The sequence below is a fragment of the Paucihalobacter sp. genome (assembly GCF_036825875.1).
In the GTDB taxonomy this organism is placed as follows: Bacteria; Bacteroidota; Bacteroidia; order Flavobacteriales; family Flavobacteriaceae; genus Paucihalobacter.
The window spans coordinates 1-17,159 of sequence record NZ_DAISXK010000026.1 but is presented as its reverse complement, the minus strand read 5'-3'; the positions used below and the strand labels follow the sequence as shown (position 1 = coordinate 17,159).

At 33.8% G+C, this 17,159-nt stretch carries 16 protein-coding genes, 1 other RNA gene and 1 pseudogene; 8 read left to right on the top strand and 10 right to left on the bottom strand.

The window, feature by feature from the left end; genetic code table 11:
- Nucleotide 1 precedes the first annotated feature (1 nt).
- From kdsB to V7Z48_RS08840, 3 genes are read right to left on the bottom strand one after another with little or no spacing between them, the layout of a single operon-like run.
- A complete protein-coding gene (gene kdsB, locus V7Z48_RS08850; RefSeq protein WP_334113050.1) occupies nucleotides 2-730 on the bottom strand; it encodes a 3-deoxy-manno-octulosonate cytidylyltransferase in 729 nt (242 codons plus the stop codon).
- Between the two features lie 38 nt (nucleotides 731-768).
- Nucleotides 769-1,338: a DUF4126 domain-containing protein gene (locus V7Z48_RS08845; RefSeq protein WP_334113049.1), complete on the bottom strand. Its 570-nt coding sequence runs from the start codon at nucleotides 1,336-1,338 to the stop codon at nucleotides 769-771.
- A gap of 6 nt (nucleotides 1,339-1,344) precedes the next feature.
- Entirely contained in the window at nucleotides 1,345-2,778 is a 1,434-nt protein-coding gene (locus V7Z48_RS08840) for an ATP-dependent DNA helicase (RefSeq protein ID WP_334113048.1), read from the bottom strand.
- A gap of 160 nt (nucleotides 2,779-2,938) precedes the next feature.
- On the opposite strand from V7Z48_RS08840, the gene V7Z48_RS08835 reads away from it, so the two are divergent.
- The 3 genes from V7Z48_RS08835 to V7Z48_RS08825 are packed head-to-tail and all read left to right on the top strand — an operon-like array spanning nucleotide 2,939 to nucleotide 5,024.
- Nucleotides 2,939-3,667 (top strand): hypothetical protein, encoded by a 729-nt coding sequence (locus V7Z48_RS08835; protein WP_334113047.1) that lies wholly within the window; start codon nucleotides 2,939-2,941, stop codon nucleotides 3,665-3,667.
- A gap of 1 nt (nucleotide 3,668) precedes the next feature.
- A complete protein-coding gene (locus V7Z48_RS08830; protein ID WP_334113046.1) occupies nucleotides 3,669-4,475 on the top strand; it encodes a DUF3822 family protein in 807 nt (268 codons plus the stop codon).
- On the top strand, nucleotides 4,476-5,024 hold the full coding sequence (locus tag V7Z48_RS08825) for an RsmD family RNA methyltransferase (protein WP_334113045.1): 549 nt from the start codon (nucleotides 4,476-4,478) through the stop codon (nucleotides 5,022-5,024).
- Nucleotides 5,025-5,065: 41 nt separating this feature from the next.
- Here V7Z48_RS08825 and rnpB read toward each other — a convergent pair.
- The 3 genes from rnpB to V7Z48_RS08810 form a co-directional block, all read right to left on the bottom strand.
- Nucleotides 5,066-5,399: RNase P RNA component class A (gene rnpB, locus V7Z48_RS08820), an RNA gene on the bottom strand.
- A 67-nt stretch (nucleotides 5,400-5,466) separates the two neighbouring features.
- Nucleotides 5,467-6,180 carry an SDR family oxidoreductase gene (locus tag V7Z48_RS08815; RefSeq protein WP_334113044.1) on the bottom strand — a complete coding sequence of 238 codons (714 nt, stop codon included), beginning with the start codon at nucleotides 6,178-6,180 and terminating at the stop codon, nucleotides 5,467-5,469.
- An 86-nt stretch (nucleotides 6,181-6,266) separates the two neighbouring features.
- Nucleotides 6,267-6,881 (bottom strand): hypothetical protein, encoded by a 615-nt coding sequence (locus tag V7Z48_RS08810; protein ID WP_334113043.1) that lies wholly within the window; start codon nucleotides 6,879-6,881, stop codon nucleotides 6,267-6,269.
- 249 nt (nucleotides 6,882-7,130) lie between these two features.
- Here V7Z48_RS08810 and V7Z48_RS08805 point away from each other — a divergent pair, with 249 nt between their 5' ends.
- From V7Z48_RS08805 to V7Z48_RS08795, 3 genes are read left to right on the top strand one after another with little or no spacing between them, the layout of a single operon-like run.
- Nucleotides 7,131-8,900 carry a DNA polymerase III subunit gamma/tau gene (locus V7Z48_RS08805; protein WP_334113042.1) on the top strand — a complete coding sequence of 590 codons (1,770 nt, stop codon included), beginning with the start codon at nucleotides 7,131-7,133 and terminating at the stop codon, nucleotides 8,898-8,900.
- A 4-nt stretch (nucleotides 8,901-8,904) separates the two neighbouring features.
- Entirely contained in the window at nucleotides 8,905-9,444 is a 540-nt protein-coding gene (locus V7Z48_RS08800) for a hypothetical protein (RefSeq protein ID WP_334113041.1), read from the top strand.
- Between the two features lie 2 nt (nucleotides 9,445-9,446).
- Nucleotides 9,447-10,028 (top strand): tRNA-(ms[2]io[6]A)-hydroxylase, encoded by a 582-nt coding sequence (locus V7Z48_RS08795; protein ID WP_334113040.1) that lies wholly within the window; start codon nucleotides 9,447-9,449, stop codon nucleotides 10,026-10,028.
- Nucleotides 10,029-10,176: 148 nt separating this feature from the next.
- Here V7Z48_RS08795 and V7Z48_RS08790 read toward each other — a convergent pair whose 3' ends face one another.
- From V7Z48_RS08790 to V7Z48_RS08775, 4 genes are all read right to left on the bottom strand, one after another.
- Nucleotides 10,177-10,704, bottom strand: coding sequence for a porin family protein (locus V7Z48_RS08790; protein ID WP_334113039.1), 528 nt, complete (start codon nucleotides 10,702-10,704; stop codon nucleotides 10,177-10,179).
- Between the two features lie 94 nt (nucleotides 10,705-10,798).
- Nucleotides 10,799-11,707: a Ppx/GppA phosphatase family protein gene (locus tag V7Z48_RS08785; protein ID WP_334113038.1), complete on the bottom strand. Its 909-nt coding sequence runs from the start codon at nucleotides 11,705-11,707 to the stop codon at nucleotides 10,799-10,801.
- Nucleotide 11,708: 1 nt separating this feature from the next.
- Nucleotides 11,709-13,760 (bottom strand): polyphosphate kinase 1, encoded by a 2,052-nt coding sequence (gene ppk1, locus V7Z48_RS08780; protein WP_334113037.1) that lies wholly within the window; start codon nucleotides 13,758-13,760, stop codon nucleotides 11,709-11,711.
- Nucleotides 13,753-14,244, bottom strand: a complete 492-nt coding sequence (locus V7Z48_RS08775) for a SixA phosphatase family protein (RefSeq protein WP_334113036.1) — start codon at nucleotides 14,242-14,244, stop codon at nucleotides 13,753-13,755. The genes ppk1 and V7Z48_RS08775 overlap by 8 nt, the downstream gene beginning before the upstream one ends.
- 313 nt (nucleotides 14,245-14,557) lie before the next feature.
- Between V7Z48_RS08775 and V7Z48_RS08770 the strand changes: the two genes are divergently transcribed.
- Nucleotides 14,558-15,004, top strand: a complete 447-nt coding sequence (locus V7Z48_RS08770; protein ID WP_334113035.1) for a hypothetical protein — start codon at nucleotides 14,558-14,560, stop codon at nucleotides 15,002-15,004.
- A 29-nt stretch (nucleotides 15,005-15,033) separates the two neighbouring features.
- Nucleotides 15,034-17,159 (top strand): annotated as a pseudogene (locus V7Z48_RS08765) (hypothetical protein); the annotation flags it as partial.

Below are 17,159 nucleotides of genomic sequence, written 5' to 3'. Positions count from 1 at the left end.
ATTATTTCCAAAGTTTTTTGGCGCGTTCTAGGTCTTCTGGTGTATCAATCTCTACACCTTCTACTGAGGTTTCTACCATTTTTATGCGTTTGCCGTATTCTAAATATCTAATGCATTCAATTTTTTCGGTGGCTTCTAAAAATTGCATGGGTAATTTATAAAAATCTAAAAGTGCTTGTTTTCTAAATGCGTAAATTCCTTTGTGTTTAAAATAGCGCGTTCCTGCTTCCTTATCTCGCGGAAAGGGAATCGGACTTCTTGAAAAATACAAAGCAAAATTCTGTTGGTCAACAATAACTTTAACCGTGTTTGGATTGCTAATTTCTTCCCAATCGTGAATTTCGACCATTAAGGACGCCAAATCTATTTCTTTATGATCATCTGTTTTGAAAACGTTTAGTACTTTTTCAAGGCTTTCACGTTCGGTAAAGGGTTCGTCTCCTTGCACATTTACCACTATATCTGCTTCTACATCTTCGACGGCTTCGGCTATACGATCACTCCCCGATTGGTGTTCTTTCTTGCTCATAATGGCTTTCCCACCGTTGGAAGTAATTTCAGAAAAAATAATACTACTATCTGTAACTACATATACATCATCAAATAAACCTGTATTAACAGTAGCTTGGTAAGTTCTTAAAATCACCGTTTTACCGCCTAAGTCTTGCATGAGTTTTGCGGGAAATCTGGAGGCACTATAGCGCGCGGGAATCATTGAAATAATCTTCATAAAGACTTTTTATTCATACCAAAAATAAAATAATAGCGCTAATTTTTAGACCTCTTTCTAATCTTTTTATAAAGCTTAAAAATCACGTACAAAATTAGAAGAACTAAAATTGCAGCTAATATCGGAAAAACAATGGCGATAACCGACATAATTAAGGCAATTATATTTTCGATACTCGCTAATATATTATTACCAAAACCCGCTGTTGAAACGGTCGACGTTAATCGCGATGCGCTTGAAGTTCCTTTAATAGCAGAGGCCGTGCCACCTCCTGCGATAATTGCTAAAGTCCATGTAAACACAGGGCTCAATTCGGAAATGGTTGAAACCATTACCAAAGTTCCAGCAATAGTTGCTAATGGAATGGCGATGCTGTCTAAGACATTATCAACCAACGGAATGTAATATGCAATAATTTCTATTATAGTTGCAACTCCAAATAAAATTAACGCTGAAGTACTGCCAATCCATTGCCACGACTCATTAAGTTCCCAAACATTGAGGTAATTTGCCAAACTTAAAGCAAACAACGGCAGAAATATTCTGAAGCCAACCGAAGCCGAAAGTCCGATCCCTAAACAAATACTAATAATGGTTTCTGTGGTCATAATTAATTATGAATTTACAAAAAAATCATCTTTGAAACCTATGAGATATAATTGCTCTTTTGCTCTGGTACAGGCTGTATATAGCCAGCGAACATATTCCTTATCGATTCCATTTGGTAAGTAGGGTTGTTCGACAAATACCGTGTTCCATTGTCCGCCTTGTGATTTGTGACAAGTGATGGCATAAGAGAATTTAACTTGAAGCGCGTTAAAATATTTGTTGTTTTTCACACCCATAAATTTTTTATAATTGGATGTTTCATGGGCGTAATCTTTAGAAACTTCGTTGTAGAGTTGGTTCCCTTCTTCGTAAGTTAATGAAGGAGATTCTGATGCAATGGTATCTAATAATAATACGGTTTCAAAAGGTTGCATTTTTGGATAATCAACCATTCGCACCTTTACTTCAGCAAACTTGAAACCATATAAATCAATGAAAGTGAAAATTTCGAGCACTTCAACGATATCACCATTGGCAATAAATCCAGCTTCGGAAGTTGGTTTTACCCAAAAGTAGTTGTTTTTAACCACCATTAAAAAATCGCCTGTGCTAAGTTCGTTTTCATTTAACAAAATACGACTTCTAATTTGCTGATTGTACAAATTAGCACGTTTGTTACTACGAACGATGATTGCAGTTTCTTCGTAGCCGTTTTGGCTGTAAGCATCGTTTATGGCATCCATAATTTCATAGCCATCTACCAACCTAACGATATCCTTGAAGTTTTTTAAATCGAATTTAAAACTTTCGAAACTTTCAAATTCCAAAGTTTCACGTAAAAGCGTTGCATTTTCTAAAATCCCAGAATCGAATTGCTGACGCATTACTTCATCCAATTCAATTTCCTCTACCCTTTTATTAAAATTAAGTGAGAGTTTATAGGCATCTAAAGCGGGACTTAAACTAGAATGTACTGGCGGTAACTGCGCGGTATCTCCAATAAAAACCAACTTGCATTGGTGACCGGAATACACATACTGAATTAAATCATCTAACAATGAGCCATTTTCAAATAATTTAGATTCGGCTGGTGCATCGGGAATCATAGAAGCTTCATCTACAATAAAAATAGTATTACGGTGCTTATTAGGTTGCATTACAAATTTTACACCGCCACTTTTTTCTTTCTTAGGAAAATAAATCCGTTTATGAATGGTAAAAGCTTCCGTTTTAGAATAATTTGAAATCACTTTAGCAGCTCTGCCAGTTGGCGCTAACAACACGGCGCTTTTTTTAACCTTCCATAAATTGGAAACAACTGTTGCTATAATACTTGTTTTTCCAGTTCCAGCGAATCCTTTCAAAAGAAAAATGGTATTGTTATTTTTTTCAAAAATGAACTCCGAAAACCCACCTAACACCTTGTCTTGTTTAAAAGTAGGCTTAAATGGAAAGAATTTTTTTAATTCGGTATAAAAATCTGATGGGTTGGTAATCATAAAAATTTATATGACAAGCAAGATACTATTTAATAGTTAATTAGGATGGCGATAATTAAGCTAAGTTTATTTTTTAATGGATTTTTATTTCAATGATTTTTATGATTGAAAAAAAATTGTAGATTTGTCATTATCCTAAAATTAATCAAAAAATTTAAACATGTTAAATATTATTATTGCCATTGTTGCTGTAATCTTGTTAACCATAGGTATTGTATGGGTTATAGATAAATTTGTGCCAAAAAAAGCAAAACCATTTATAACCATTGCGCTTTGGCTATTGATTGTCTTTTTAGGATATAAAACCTTTATGTCTGTTTATGGTGAAATTCAATTTAATCAGCTTAAGGAAAAACGTTACAATCAGGTAATCAAAAATTTGATTGATATTAGAAATGCACAAGTTGCTCATAAAGTAATTACTGGAAAATTCACAGATAATTTTGACGACTTGGTGAAGTTTATTGATACAGCCGAATACACAATTACCCAACGCAGAGATTCAACCGTTTTAGATGTTGAAAGAACTAAACTTTTTGGTGGTGTAGAAACTTTTAAAACACTTGTATTAGTTGATACTTTAGATTTCGTATCGGTAAAAGATTCATTGTTTAAAACAAGTACGCGTTATAAAACAATGATGAGTGTTCCTGTAGGAGCGGAAGGTGCGAAATTTGAATTGAAGGCTGGAATGTTGGATTCTATTCCAGTTTTTGAAGCTTCGGTAAGAAAAGAAGTTGTATTGTTTGATCAAGAAAAGTATTTAATCAAAAAAGAAGAACAAGTTGTATCCGTTGATGGTGTTAACGGTCCAACCATAAAAGTAGGTTCTATGGACGAGGTAAATACCACTGGTAACTGGCCTAAAAACTTCTCAAAAGAACAGTAATTTGAATACAAATCATATTAAAGAACTGTCCATTCAAGTAAATTTGAATGGACTTTCTTTTTGTATTTTAAATCGTTCTGAGAATTGTATCACTTATCTGGATCATTTAAATTTCGACAAAAAACTTACACCCAGCAGCATTTTAGAAGAAATAAAAAAAACCTTAAGTAGCAATACGGTATTTTCGGAGGCGTTTAATTCGGTTAATTTAATTTACCAAAATGAATTGGCGACCATCGTTCCTCAATCTTTATATGACGAACTACACAAGGCAGATTATCTAAAATTCAATAGTAAAATTCTGCAAACCGATTTTATTGAACATGATGAAATAGTCATAAATGACAGTGTAGTTGTTTATGTTCCGTATATGAACATCAACAATTATATTTTTGAAACCTTCGGTGAATTCACCTTTAAGCATGCCTCTACCGTTTTAATTGACAATTTATTACAGCGCTTTGCCAAATTGGAAACTCAAGAAGTTTTTATAAATGTCAATTCAGCACATATAGAAATGGTTGTAGTAAACCATGGCGCGCTTCAGTTTTACAATTACTTTGAATACCAAACCGTCGAAGATTTTATTTATTACGTTTTGTTCAGTTTGGAGCAGTTGCAATTCAATCCAGAAGAAATTGTGGTAAATCTCACTGGCGATATTGAAAAAGACGATGCCTTATATACTATTGCTTATAAATATATCCGACACATTCAATTTTATACACCCGACTATATTTTTAAGATTTCTGATAATAAGCAGTTAAAACAACCCTACCAACATTTTATAATTTTAAATAGCTTTTAAATGCGAATCATTTCAGGAGAATTTAAAGGTCGCAGAATTTCAGCTCCTAAACAATTGCCGGTAAGGCCAACCACCGATATTGCAAAGGAAGCCTTGTTCAATATCCTAAACAATTTATATTATTTAGATGATATTACAGTATTAGATTTATTTGCCGGCACAGGAAATATAAGCTATGAATTTGCCTCCCGTGGTTGCACTGATATAACTGCTGTTGATACCGAATACGGATGCGTAAAATTCATTAATGAAACTGCAGCAAGTTTTGAAATGCAAATAAGAACCATCAAAGCCGATGTGTTTAAATTACTAAAAAATCATACGCAAGCATACACTGTTATTTTTGCAGATCCACCTTATGATTTCTCATTCGAACAATTTACTGAAATTGTTACTTCGGTATTTAAAAATAGCCTGCTTAGTTTGGGTGGAGTTTTGATTATAGAACACTCAAAACATACTAGTTTATTAGAAGTAGATAATTACAGTTACTCAAAAAATTACGGTGGTAGTGTCTTTAGCTTTTTCGAAATTCCAGAGATAGAATAAAATAAACAAAGTCCATTTTAATAATTAAAATGGACTTGTTTTAAATGAGTAAAACTGTAAGCCGAATTCTGTATTCACCAAAGGCGAACCCTTATCATTTATCTGCATTTACTGTTACCAGTAAACTTTAGCTGCCTACCCACCAACTTGAGCGTGCAACTCTTTTATAACTTGCGTTAAATTGCTGGCATACATGGCATTGCACCGCATAGAGTTTACCTGATTTCACTACAGCATTACCTGTACATCCTTTCTGTTGCACTTTTCCTAATCTCGCGACTGGTGGCCGTTAACCACTATGCTGCACTGCGGTGTTCGGACTTTCCTCCAAATCCCAAACTAAATTGGGCATTCAGCGATAAGGCGATTTACTCGTTACAAAGTTAGGGAATATTACACTTAGTATTCGTGGAAATTTTTGAATAGTAGTCGTTAAAATAATTTACTTTTTACCAGGCTTAGTTGGTCTAATCTCAACCTTGCTAGGAAGTGCATTTGCCGGCATTTTCAACAAATCAACAATCAATTGTCCAAGATCTTCTGGCTGGATTTTCCAGTCATCATCAGGATTTGGTGTATGGTTATTAAAATGTGATGTAACCGAACCTGGCATGATGGTAGTTACTTTAACATCATAATTTCTTAAATCGAGCATGGCAGCTTGTGTAAATCCAACCACACCAAACTTTGAAGCATTGTATCCTGAACCAGAAGCAAAAAAGTTAGTGCCTGCCAAACTAGCAATACTAATGTAGTAACCTTTACTTTGCTTTAGTGCTGAAATACCAGCTTTTAGGGTATAAAAAACGCCATTTAAATTGGTCTCAATCATGGCGTTCCAATCTTCTATACTTAATTCTTCAATAGGTTTGAAAATGCCCAATCCTGCATTGGCAATAATAACATCTACTTGTCCAAATTTATCAAGACATTGTTTAATAGCTTTAACTTCAGCATCTGGGTTTCGCACATCCGAAACCACGCCTAAAACGCGTTCATCATAATCCTTTAACTCCATTATTGCGGCATCAACGCCTTCCTTTGTTCGGCCAGTAATAACCACGCGCATTCCAGATTCTAGCAGGCGTTTAGCGATTCCAAAACCAATTCCCTTGGTACTACCTGTTATGTAGGCGACTTTATTTTTTAGTGACATATCGTTATGTTATTTGATTAAGTAAAGGTAATCGAAACGCTACGGTTAGAAGAATTAAAAACTATAAATCACTATTATTCTGTAATTTAAAATTCATATTCCAATCTGTCTTTAATGCGTATTAATTCATCTTTTTTAAATGGATATTTCACGAAAAGTGACTCTAGTAATTCTTTTGCCTTAAAACAATTTTTATAGTCCATTTCGCATTGCACAGCATAAACGGTCACAATTCTATAATTTACATCATAATTGTCAGGAAAAATTTCTAGAGCTCTTTCATAGCTGAATATTGAATTATAACATGAACCTTTTTCAAACCACTCATCACCTTCTATTAAATACTTTAGAAATAATTTTTCTTGCTTTTTGAATTGCGCTGCTTGCTGTTGCTCTTCTACCTTACGCTCATTTCTTAAAAATTGAATAGATAGGTAGAAAACACAACTAAAAATTAAAGCGGCAACTAAAGAAAATAAAACCGTATTTTTTGTTCTTTCTTGTATAATTTTTTGTCTAATTTTCAAAAGGTCTTCTTTTGAAGCCTCCTTAAATGCTAGACGGCCACCAGCGGCTTTAAAATATTCTTGTTTTAAATTTAGAAACGATCTTTCTTTTTTAAACATTCTTTTGGATCTGAGAAGCTTTTTATTGTTCCTCAGCGTAGTGATCATTCCTTGAATACTTCCTTCACCGCCCATTTTACATGTGTTTGATTAAATTATTTTGCGTAGGTAAAAAATTCTAAACTTGAATACAATGATAAAACTTATTCTTAAATCATAAAAAACTGATCTTTTTGGTCAACCATATATTGGCAACAAATCTTTTACACCTGTTAATAATTACCAGCATAAATAAATAAATCCAAGTGCAAATTCTCAATGTAATGTTTAAATTTGTGAGTTGCATTGTAGCAAACAAACCATTCACATTTTAAAACGTTTAAATTGGAGCATTTTGTAGTATCAGCCCGAAAGTACAGACCACAAACATTTAAAGATGTTGTGGGGCAACAGGCTATTACCAATACCTTACTTAATGCAATAGAAAATAACCATTTAGCCCAAGCATTGCTGTTTACAGGTCCGCGTGGCGTTGGTAAAACGACCTGCGCACGTATTTTGGCTAAAATGATTAACAGTGACGGCACAGAACAGAAAGATGAAGATTTTGCTTTTAATGTATTTGAGCTGGATGCAGCCTCTAACAACTCGGTTGATGATATTAGGAATCTTACTGATCAGGTAAGAATTCCACCACAAGTTGGTAACTACAAAGTTTATATTATTGACGAGGTACATATGTTGTCGCAAGCGGCTTTTAATGCTTTTCTTAAAACATTAGAAGAGCCGCCAAAACATTGTATTTTCATTCTTGCAACCACCGAAAAACATAAAATAATCCCTACAATTTTATCGCGATGTCAGATTTTCGACTTTAAACGTATTACGGTCACTGACGCTAAAAATTATCTGAAATACATTGCGGAAGAACAAGGTATTGATGCCGAAGACGATGCACTTCACATCATTGCACAAAAAGCTGATGGTGCCATGCGCGACGCCTTATCTATTTTTGACCGCGTAGTAAGTTTTGCAGGGAAAAATTTAACGAGACAAGCAGTTACGGAAAATCTTAACGTATTAGATTACGAAACTTTTTTCACCACAACCGATTTAATGATTACTCACAATATTCCTGAGCTTTTGGTATTTTTCAACCAGGTATTGTCCAAAGGCTTTGACGGTCATCATTTTATCGCTGGTTTAGCTTCTCATTTTAGAGACTTATTAGTTTGCCAAAATCCAGCAACCCATGAGTTATTGGAAGTTGGAGAAGAGACCAAACACAAATACCTCACACAATCAAAAGAGTTGAGTCAAAACATGCTTATCAAAGCCATTGAGTTAGCTAATGATTGTGATTTGAAATATAAAAGCAGTAAAAATCAACGGTTATTAGTAGAACTTACACTTATGCAACTTGCCTCTATCAATTTTGATGGAGAAAAAAAAAATAGCCAGCCCTATATAATTCCTGCCTCCTATTTTAAAAATAAAGGCATCAAACCAATTGCGGTAAAACTTCCTTCCAATACAGAAAAAGTAGCAATTAACAATCAACCAAAAATACAAGAACAAGAAGTTATCGCCGAAAGTGATTCATTAGATATTGAAGATGAATTTCTTTCAAATACTACTGAAAATGTCGTGGCTAAGGAAGTTATTCCAAAGGTTTCGGTTGATTTATCAAAAAAGCAAACTTCAGGTTTGTCCTTGAGTAGTATTAAAAAGAAGCGCGATCATCTTATCAAGCAAATGGACGTAGTGATCGACCCTAGCAATCTACCGGAAGAACATTTTACTCAAGAAAATTTAGAAATAGTTTGGAATGCCTATGCCAAAAAGTTAGATGACCTAGGACAAAAAATTGTAGCAGCAACCATTCATAGTCGAAAACCGTTGCTAAAAGATAATTTTAATCTGGAAGTTGAAGTATCTAATGAAAGCTCAAAAATTGAATTAGAACGCGCTTCGAATGAATTAATGGCTTATGTTAGGAAAAAGCTTAAAAATTATAGTATAAACCTTGAAATCAATGTAAACGACGACATTGAAAAACAATACGCCTTTTCACCTCAAGAAAAATATGAAAAACTAAAGGAGAAAAATCCTGATATTGAATTATTAAGAAAAACTTTCGGATTAGATGTTTAGAATAATGTATTTCATAAGTTGCTTAATTGTTTTAAGTGCCTGTTTTGTAAGTTGCGATGGTCGTTATAAGCAAAAAGACAGTCAGAAAATTGCAGTTAAAAATTTTATTGAAGCCAATAAAAATTTAGAATCGATTACCCTAGTTCCCCAATATCCGATTGAAATAATTACCGATACCATCATTTCGGCTCATACCAAAGTACACATCAAAACCAAAACCAGCGATAATGATTTAGTAAAAGTTCGCAATAAATCTCAATCAGATAAAAAAATTATAGCTTACAGAAAACTTGAATCCTATGTCGAAATAATCAATGATAATCAATTAATTTTTAGCCAAACAATAGACAGTGAAATGTTTATCAATACTAGCGATGTATTTTGGAAATATGCAATCTTAGAAAGTGTTTGGGTTAACGAATTTGAATCGAACAAGGAGGAAGTTTTTTTAGATATTGTATTTAAAAACCCAACAACCAAAAACCATAAATTTTTTAAGCTTTTTGTCCAAAAGGACGGAAACTATACTATAAAACCTGTTTAACTATGTTAGGATTAAAATTACCAACAGACCCACGTTGGGTAAATATTGTAGAAAAAAATATTGAAGATATTTTAACCGATCATGCCTATTGTGAGCAGAAGGCGGCTAGTACGGCTATTTCGCTTATTGTTAGTTTTCCTGAATACACCGATTTGGTAATAGAAATGACAGCCTTAGTAAAAGAAGAAATGAGTCATTTTAAAATGGTGCATGACAGGATTATCAAAAACGGCTGGACCTTAGGAAGAGATAGAAAGGACGATTACGTAATAAAGTTAGTTACGTTTTTTCCAAAAGGCGGCAGCCGAACAACGCAGTTGGTTCACAGACTGCTATACGCCGCGTTAATTGAAGCTAGAAGTTGCGAGCGCTTTAGATTATTGTCGGAAGCACTATCCGATAAAGAACTCGCTGAATTTTACAGAAAATTAATGGTGAGTGAAGCCAATCATTACACCATGTTTTTAGGCTTTGCACGTCAGTATGGTGACCGCAAAGAAGTTGATGAAAAATGGCAGCAACTGCTGGAATTTGAAGCTCAAATTATGAAAGATTTAGGTAAAAAAGAAACGATTCATGGATAATTCTATTTTAAGAATTTGATATATGAGTTAAATTCATGAACCTTGGTCTATAAATAATTTTTATTGATGTCGAAGACTAACTTTGCCAAAAAACCATAAAAAAAGCTCCAGATTAAACTAGAGCTTCTTAATTTTATGTGGGATATTTCTATAACTTATAGTTAATTCCAAATTGAATTACACCATTAGTAGCCTCAGGCGTTAGATTACTATCAAATACATTTGAAAGTCCATAATTATAGCGTGCGTCTATGGCGAATTCATCGGTGATTGCATATTCAAAATAACCAACTGTGGCAAAAACAAAGTTTCTGAAGCCATCATTGTCTTTGTGAATTTTTAATCCTACTTGAGGACCAACGCCTAAGCTAACCTTTCCAAAAATGTTATATTTTAGAATCACTGGTAAATTTAAATAGTCATTTCTAAAATCGCTAGCATTGGCGCCTTCTCCAGAATACTGAAGTTCAGGAACAATTGAAAAGTTTTCAGTGATACGATAATCAACAAAAACACCAAAAACAAAACCGTTTCTGTGCTTGTTATCGATAATAGGGTTACCGTCAAAATCTAGGTTTGAAACGGTCATGCCAGCTTTTACGCCGTATTTGGTGTCTTGGGCAAAACAAGTTGCGCAAACAATTACAAAAAAAAGAGAAGTAATTAAAGTTTTCATGGGGAATTTGATTTGAGACTGTGAATATATAGTATAAGCACAATACGCCACTAATTATTAGATGTGTAGACAAAAATAAAAGATGAAATGCTTATTATGGTAGTTTTGTAGAGGAAACCATTTCGAGGTAAATGCTTTTTATAATACCGTCAGCCAAACCGATTTTAGGCACATAAATATCACGAGCACCGCTCCATTTCATCGAAGAAAGATAAATTCTTGTGGCAGGAATAATAACATCGGCTCTGTCTTGATTCAGGTTTAATTCGGTTATTCGCTCTTCATAAGAATAACTTTGAAGCATATTGTAAAAATTGGTCAAGTAGAAATAGGTTAATGGTTTTCCCATCGCTTTGCCTGATATTTTAAAAATCTTATTGATGTTACCACCTGAACCAATTAAATCGATTTTTTCAAATTGGTTAGTATGCGTTTTTATCCATTGTTCTAATTCTAACCAAGTTTCTTTATTTACAATGTCGTTCAGTAAACGCACCGTTCCTATTTTAAAAGATTTTGACACCATTTTTTTTCCCTGATCAATCACTGAAAACTCGGTACTGCCTCCACCAACATCAACATAGAGATAAGTTTTATTTTCATCGATATAATCGTGTAAATCGGTTGCAGCAATAATGGTCGCTTCGATATCACCATCAATAATATCAATATTGATAGAGGTTAACTCTTTTATAAGACTAGCAATTTCATTTCCATTATTAGCCTCGCGCATGGCCGAAGTTGCACAGGCCTTATAAACTTTAACACCATGTGCTTGCATTAGAAGTTTAAATGCCTTCATAGAATCTAACATGCGCATTGTACTAGCTTGTGAAATTTTTCCATCAATAAACACATCAGATCCTAACCTGATAGGTACTCTAACTAAACTGGTTTTTTTGAACTTAACGGGTTTGTTGTTTTGCTCTATTATATCGCTCACCAACAACCTTATGGCATTGGAACCGATATCTATAGCAGCATACTTTTTTATTTGGAGCATTCTAATGATTTAATTTATTTAGATAGTATTGATAGGTGTTAAATTGAGCCCTTGTTTTTGGTAAATTATTTCTCTTATACTGATTGTCTTGTTCTTTGTTCAGAATTCTTGCCTTAGTATTGGCGTTCCAACAAATTTCAAATATATCTAATAATTCTGCTTTGATCTCAGGATCGTATATTGGGCAGGTAACTTCTACTCTGTTTTCAATATTTCGTGACATCCAATCAGCAGAAGAAATAAATACTTTTGGATTGTTGTCATTGCAGAAAATGTAGAGTCTGGTATGTTCTAAAAATTTATCAACAATACTTACTGCTTCAATATTTTCACTCATACCTGGCACACCCGGTACAAGACAGCAAATACCTCTAATAACCATCTGTATTTTTACACCAGCACGACTTGCTTCGTAAAGTTTATCAACCATCATATAGCTTGATAGACTGTTAAGTTTTAATTTAATATAAGCAGTTTTGCCATTTTTAACATTTTTTATTTCTTGATCAATAAGCGCAAATAATTTAGTTTTAGAATAGTGCGGCGAAGTGATGATGTGCTTGTATCTATATATTTGATAATTCACTTCAAAAAATGAAAACACCTTATTAATGTCTTTCATGAGTCTCTGATCTGCAGTAAATAAAGTGAAATCGGTATATATTTTTGCAGTTGATTCGTTAAAATTACCTGTACTTATAATTCCGTAACGCTTTATTTTATCGTTTTCTTCACGTTCAACCAAACACATCTTACTGTGTACTTTTAACCCTGCAACTCCAAAAATTAAAGTTATTCCTTCGCGCTCCATTTGCTCGGCATAATCGATATTGGCTTGTTCATCAAATCTTGCCCGCAATTCGATAGAAACTATAACCTTCTTCCCATTTTTTGCAGCATTTATCAAAGCGCTGGCAACTTGCGACGATTGCGCCAATCTATAAATGGTAATTTTAATTGTTTTGACTGCTGGATCTAAAGCTGCTTCTCTTAAAAACTTAACAACATAAGAAAAAGTATGAAAAGGCGTGTATAACAAATAGTCTTTTTTTGCAATTGCGGATAGCAGACTATCTTCTAAATTTAAATCTTTTATTGGTAAGGGTGCAATTTTGTCATAAAGTAAATCCGTTCTTCCCAAACTGGGGAAATCCATATAATCTCTTCGATTATGGTATCTTCCACCGGGAATTAAACTATCCTTTGAGTCGATATTCATTTTTTCGAGCAAAAATGACAGCGTTTCATCGTCAATATTTTTATCAAACACAAATCTTACGGGTTCACCAATTTGTCTGTCTCTAACACTTTCGGAAATTTTATCGATAAAACTTTTACTTAAATCACTGTCGAAATCAAGTTCACCATCTCTAGTGATTTTTATCATATGCGCTGAAATACTATTAAACTTGAAAATACTAAAAATATCTTTTAAACAGTATCGCAACAAATCATCAACCATTATAATATATTGATTATCTCCTTTTTTTGGTAAAACCACAAACCTATTCATCGATTTTGAAATTTCAATGAGAGCGTACTGTTTAGTATCGTCCTTCATATCCATTTTAACAGCCAAGTAAGCAGCACTATCCTTTAGGGTTGGCAATTTTATTGAATCGTTTAATATAATGGTTACCAATACGGGACTTATTTTTTCAATGAAATAAGTTTTTAAAAAATGCTGCTGGTTGGCTGATATTTGTGATTCGTTTATGATATGAATATTAACTTTTTCTAGCTCCCTTTCGATATCGCTTAAAATTTCAAGACTTTCAGACTGTTGTCTGATCACGACATCGGTAATAAGTTTGAGTAACTCTGAAGCTTTAATACCGCCAAGTTCGCTTTTTCCACCTTTACCTGCTTGGTCAATACGTTTAACAGTAGCATATCGAACTTTAAAAAACTCATCTAGATTATTAGAGAAAATTCCAAGAAATCGCAATCGTTCAATTAAAGGAACGGTTTCATCAGCGGCTTCTTGTAGTACACGGGCATTAAATTGAAGCCAGCTTATTTCTCTATTTACGTATTCATTTTGTTTAATCATTTCTCAGTTGCTTCGGGAATAATGTAAGTTTTGTAGTTCCTTTTCTAATCTCATTCCAGTTATTGACATTAAAACAAATGTGTACTAATCCCGCAGTTGGTAGATTGTCTATAGCTTTTGAACCAAAGATATTAGAAATTGAAGTTAAGGCGTTATTATGACCGAAAATTATAATAAAATTATAATCATTTGATAAAGACTTGATAAAATTAACCACTTGTCTTCCCTCAAAATCATACAATTCATCTACTATTATAATCGAATTTTGCATTTCTTTTAACCTTGAGTTGAAAATCATTGCTGTATCATGAGCACGCTTTGCTGGGCTTGTAAATATACAATCTGGATTCAAATTAAAAGAATTAAAGCAATCCCCTATAAATTTGATGTCATTTTTCCCACGATCCGTTAAAGGCCTTAAAACGTCGCCAACATTATGATTCCAAGATGATTTTCCGTGTCTAACAACTACTAAATTTTTCATTATTTATCGTTTAAGTGCAATTTTTTTCGATAAAATGTTGCATATATCCGTTTTATCGATTATTTTCGTCCCTTCAACATTTATATTTGTTTAGCGCAATGTTTGTGCTTTGCTTTGTAGACGTAAAATTAATGTAAATGACCCCAAATCAAAAATATATTAATAAATCCATTCCTTTGTGCATCAAAGATGCATACCCTCCCTCGTTTGAAAATATAATTGTCATTAGTGATTTTGGTCATTATAGGCTTTAATATTTTGTTTTTTACCATAAATCGCTAAGCGATAGTTAAAATATTAATATCAATTTATTATGAGATCATTTGTCCTATTATTTGTAGCATTGATAACGTTTAGTGGCTACGCACAACAAAAACTACCATTGAGAATTGTTGAGAATTCGAAAGAAGAATTAACTAAAGAAGAGCACTGGTTTCAGCTAGAAGTTTCCAATACGAGCAGTAAAACTGTTGATGTTTTGGTTTCCATTCAAAATACTACATGCCAAAATATGGCTGGAAGACAGCAGTCTGAATTATTATTTAAAATATTTGACGCCAATAAGAAAGAGGTAAAAGAAACCCTGATGCTAAATGGAAATAGCAAATCTACTTTCTACATTAAATCGATAAGAACACCTAATTCAAGATTGGGGAGTTGGAATTGTGCAAATGTTACTTTGTTATCAAGTAGTCGTACAGCTATTTCTCAAACCATCGAACTAAGAAGTTTAATCCCAAATCCAAGTAATTTCGAATAATAGTTTCGGAGTTCAAAAAATACAGGCACATGAAAAATGTTACTCAATTAAACCGCTTTAATGTTTTCATTTATACAATGACAATGTTATTGAGTTTCAATATGTCGGCTCAAGTTTTAGACAACTTCACGCCTCGCTTTAATCAAACGGTTAAAGGTGATATGACCATTATTGCAAACAATGTTTTGTCTACAACGGCGACTGGTGATTATAATGGCTCTGCTGGTAATCATAGTTTAAATACAGTGAATGTTGATATTGATAGTGATCCAACCACTTTTAATTCAAGTAGCGCCAATTTTGTTATTCCAAACAACGACGTAGAATGCTTGTCTGTTATTAAAGCATACCTTTACTGGGCTGCAGCAGATTATGCCGAAAATGGTGTTGAAAATCAACCAAACTGGAATTTCAGTGACGTGAAATTAATGCTGCCTGGTCAAACTAATTACACGACCATCACTGCTGACGAAGTCATATTTCGCGGACGCGATACCAACTTTAGTAACGAACCATATATATGTGTTAAAGATATTACGAGTCAAATAAATACATTGGCATCACCTTATGGTAAATATCAAATTGGTAACGTTGAAGCTAAAACTGGAAATTTACAAATAGGTTCTAGTAATATTGGTACCTCAGGAGGTTGGCAAATTGTTTTTATTTATGAAAGCCCACTACTTCCTGCAAAAAATGTAAGTATTTTTGATGGATATGCGCACGTTACAAGCAGTGTGAATAATTTCAATATTGACTTTAACGGCTTTCAAACTGTTCCTACGGGAAATGTAAATGCTGATGTTATAATAGGTGCACTCGAAGGCGATTTGGATTTAAGTGGTGATAGACTTCAGATTAGAAACGTTGCGAACAACTTTATAGATATTTCTACCCCTCAAAGAAGCGCATCAAACTTTTTTAATAGTAAAATTACAACCAATGGTTCTCAATTCCTAGATAGAAATCCAGCTAGTACTAATACTTTAGGTTATGATGCTGCTGTTTTTAGACTTGATAACCCAAGCAATTCGGTTATAGGAAACAATCAATCTTCTGCAACTATTCGCTTAACATCCAATCAAGAAACCTATGGCCTTTACCTTTTAGGTTTTTCTGTAGATGTTTGGGCGCCAAATTTGAATCCTATCGAAATGGTTCTTAACTCTGGAAGCAATCCCGTTGCACCCAGTGACACATTGGGATTTAGTTTCGCTATTCAAAACACAGGAAATGATGATGCAACCAACTTATCTGTTTCTACAACGCTCCCTACTCAGGCCTCTGGTATTAATGCTAACAATTTACCAGCTGGTGTAACCTTTAATTTTAATCCAGTTACTGGAAATTTAGTATTTAACATCCCTAATTCTTTAGTAGCTGTCGGATCGCCGCAATTCGATATTGATTTTGAAATAATAATACAAGAGGAATGTTATTTTCTTGAGGAAAATTGCGATCTCTCATTCGATTTGCAATTCGTTGCAAGTTATAATGGCGTGCAAAATCCAAACTTACAAAATACTTTAAGTTCAGCTGGTTTAGACGAATGTAACATAGGTGATTTATTACCTTTGGTGATTAATATAATACAGCCAGATCTTCCTAATTGGTCGCAAAATCCGAGTGCTTTAAACGTAACACTTGATTGTGAAGATACGAGCGGTTTAAACGATGCTCAACTTTTAGAACCAACTCTAGAAAATTGTGATTTAACTATTACTAAGACTGCTGGTAGTTTTGTAGTTGATCCCAATTGTTCAAGTGCTGGTACTTACACCAATACATTTACAGCTATTGATGCCTGTGGAAGAACAACTTCAGAATTTTTTCAAACTATTACAATTGGTAATGCCAATAATCCTGTAATAACTATTCCGGATGATGTAACAATTGATTGTAATGACGATACAGCCCCGACCAATACAGGTGAAGCCACGGCATCAGTAAATTGCGGAAGCGTTGACATTAGTTATGTTGATACAATTGATGAAACATGTGGCAATACTGTAATTATTACCAGAACTTGGACCGCTACTGATGACTGTGGAAACACAACCTCAGAAAACCAAATCATAACAACTCAGGATACAACAGCACCAACCTTTGTTGAAGCACTTCCTGCCGATGCAACTGTTGAATGTGATGCCATTCC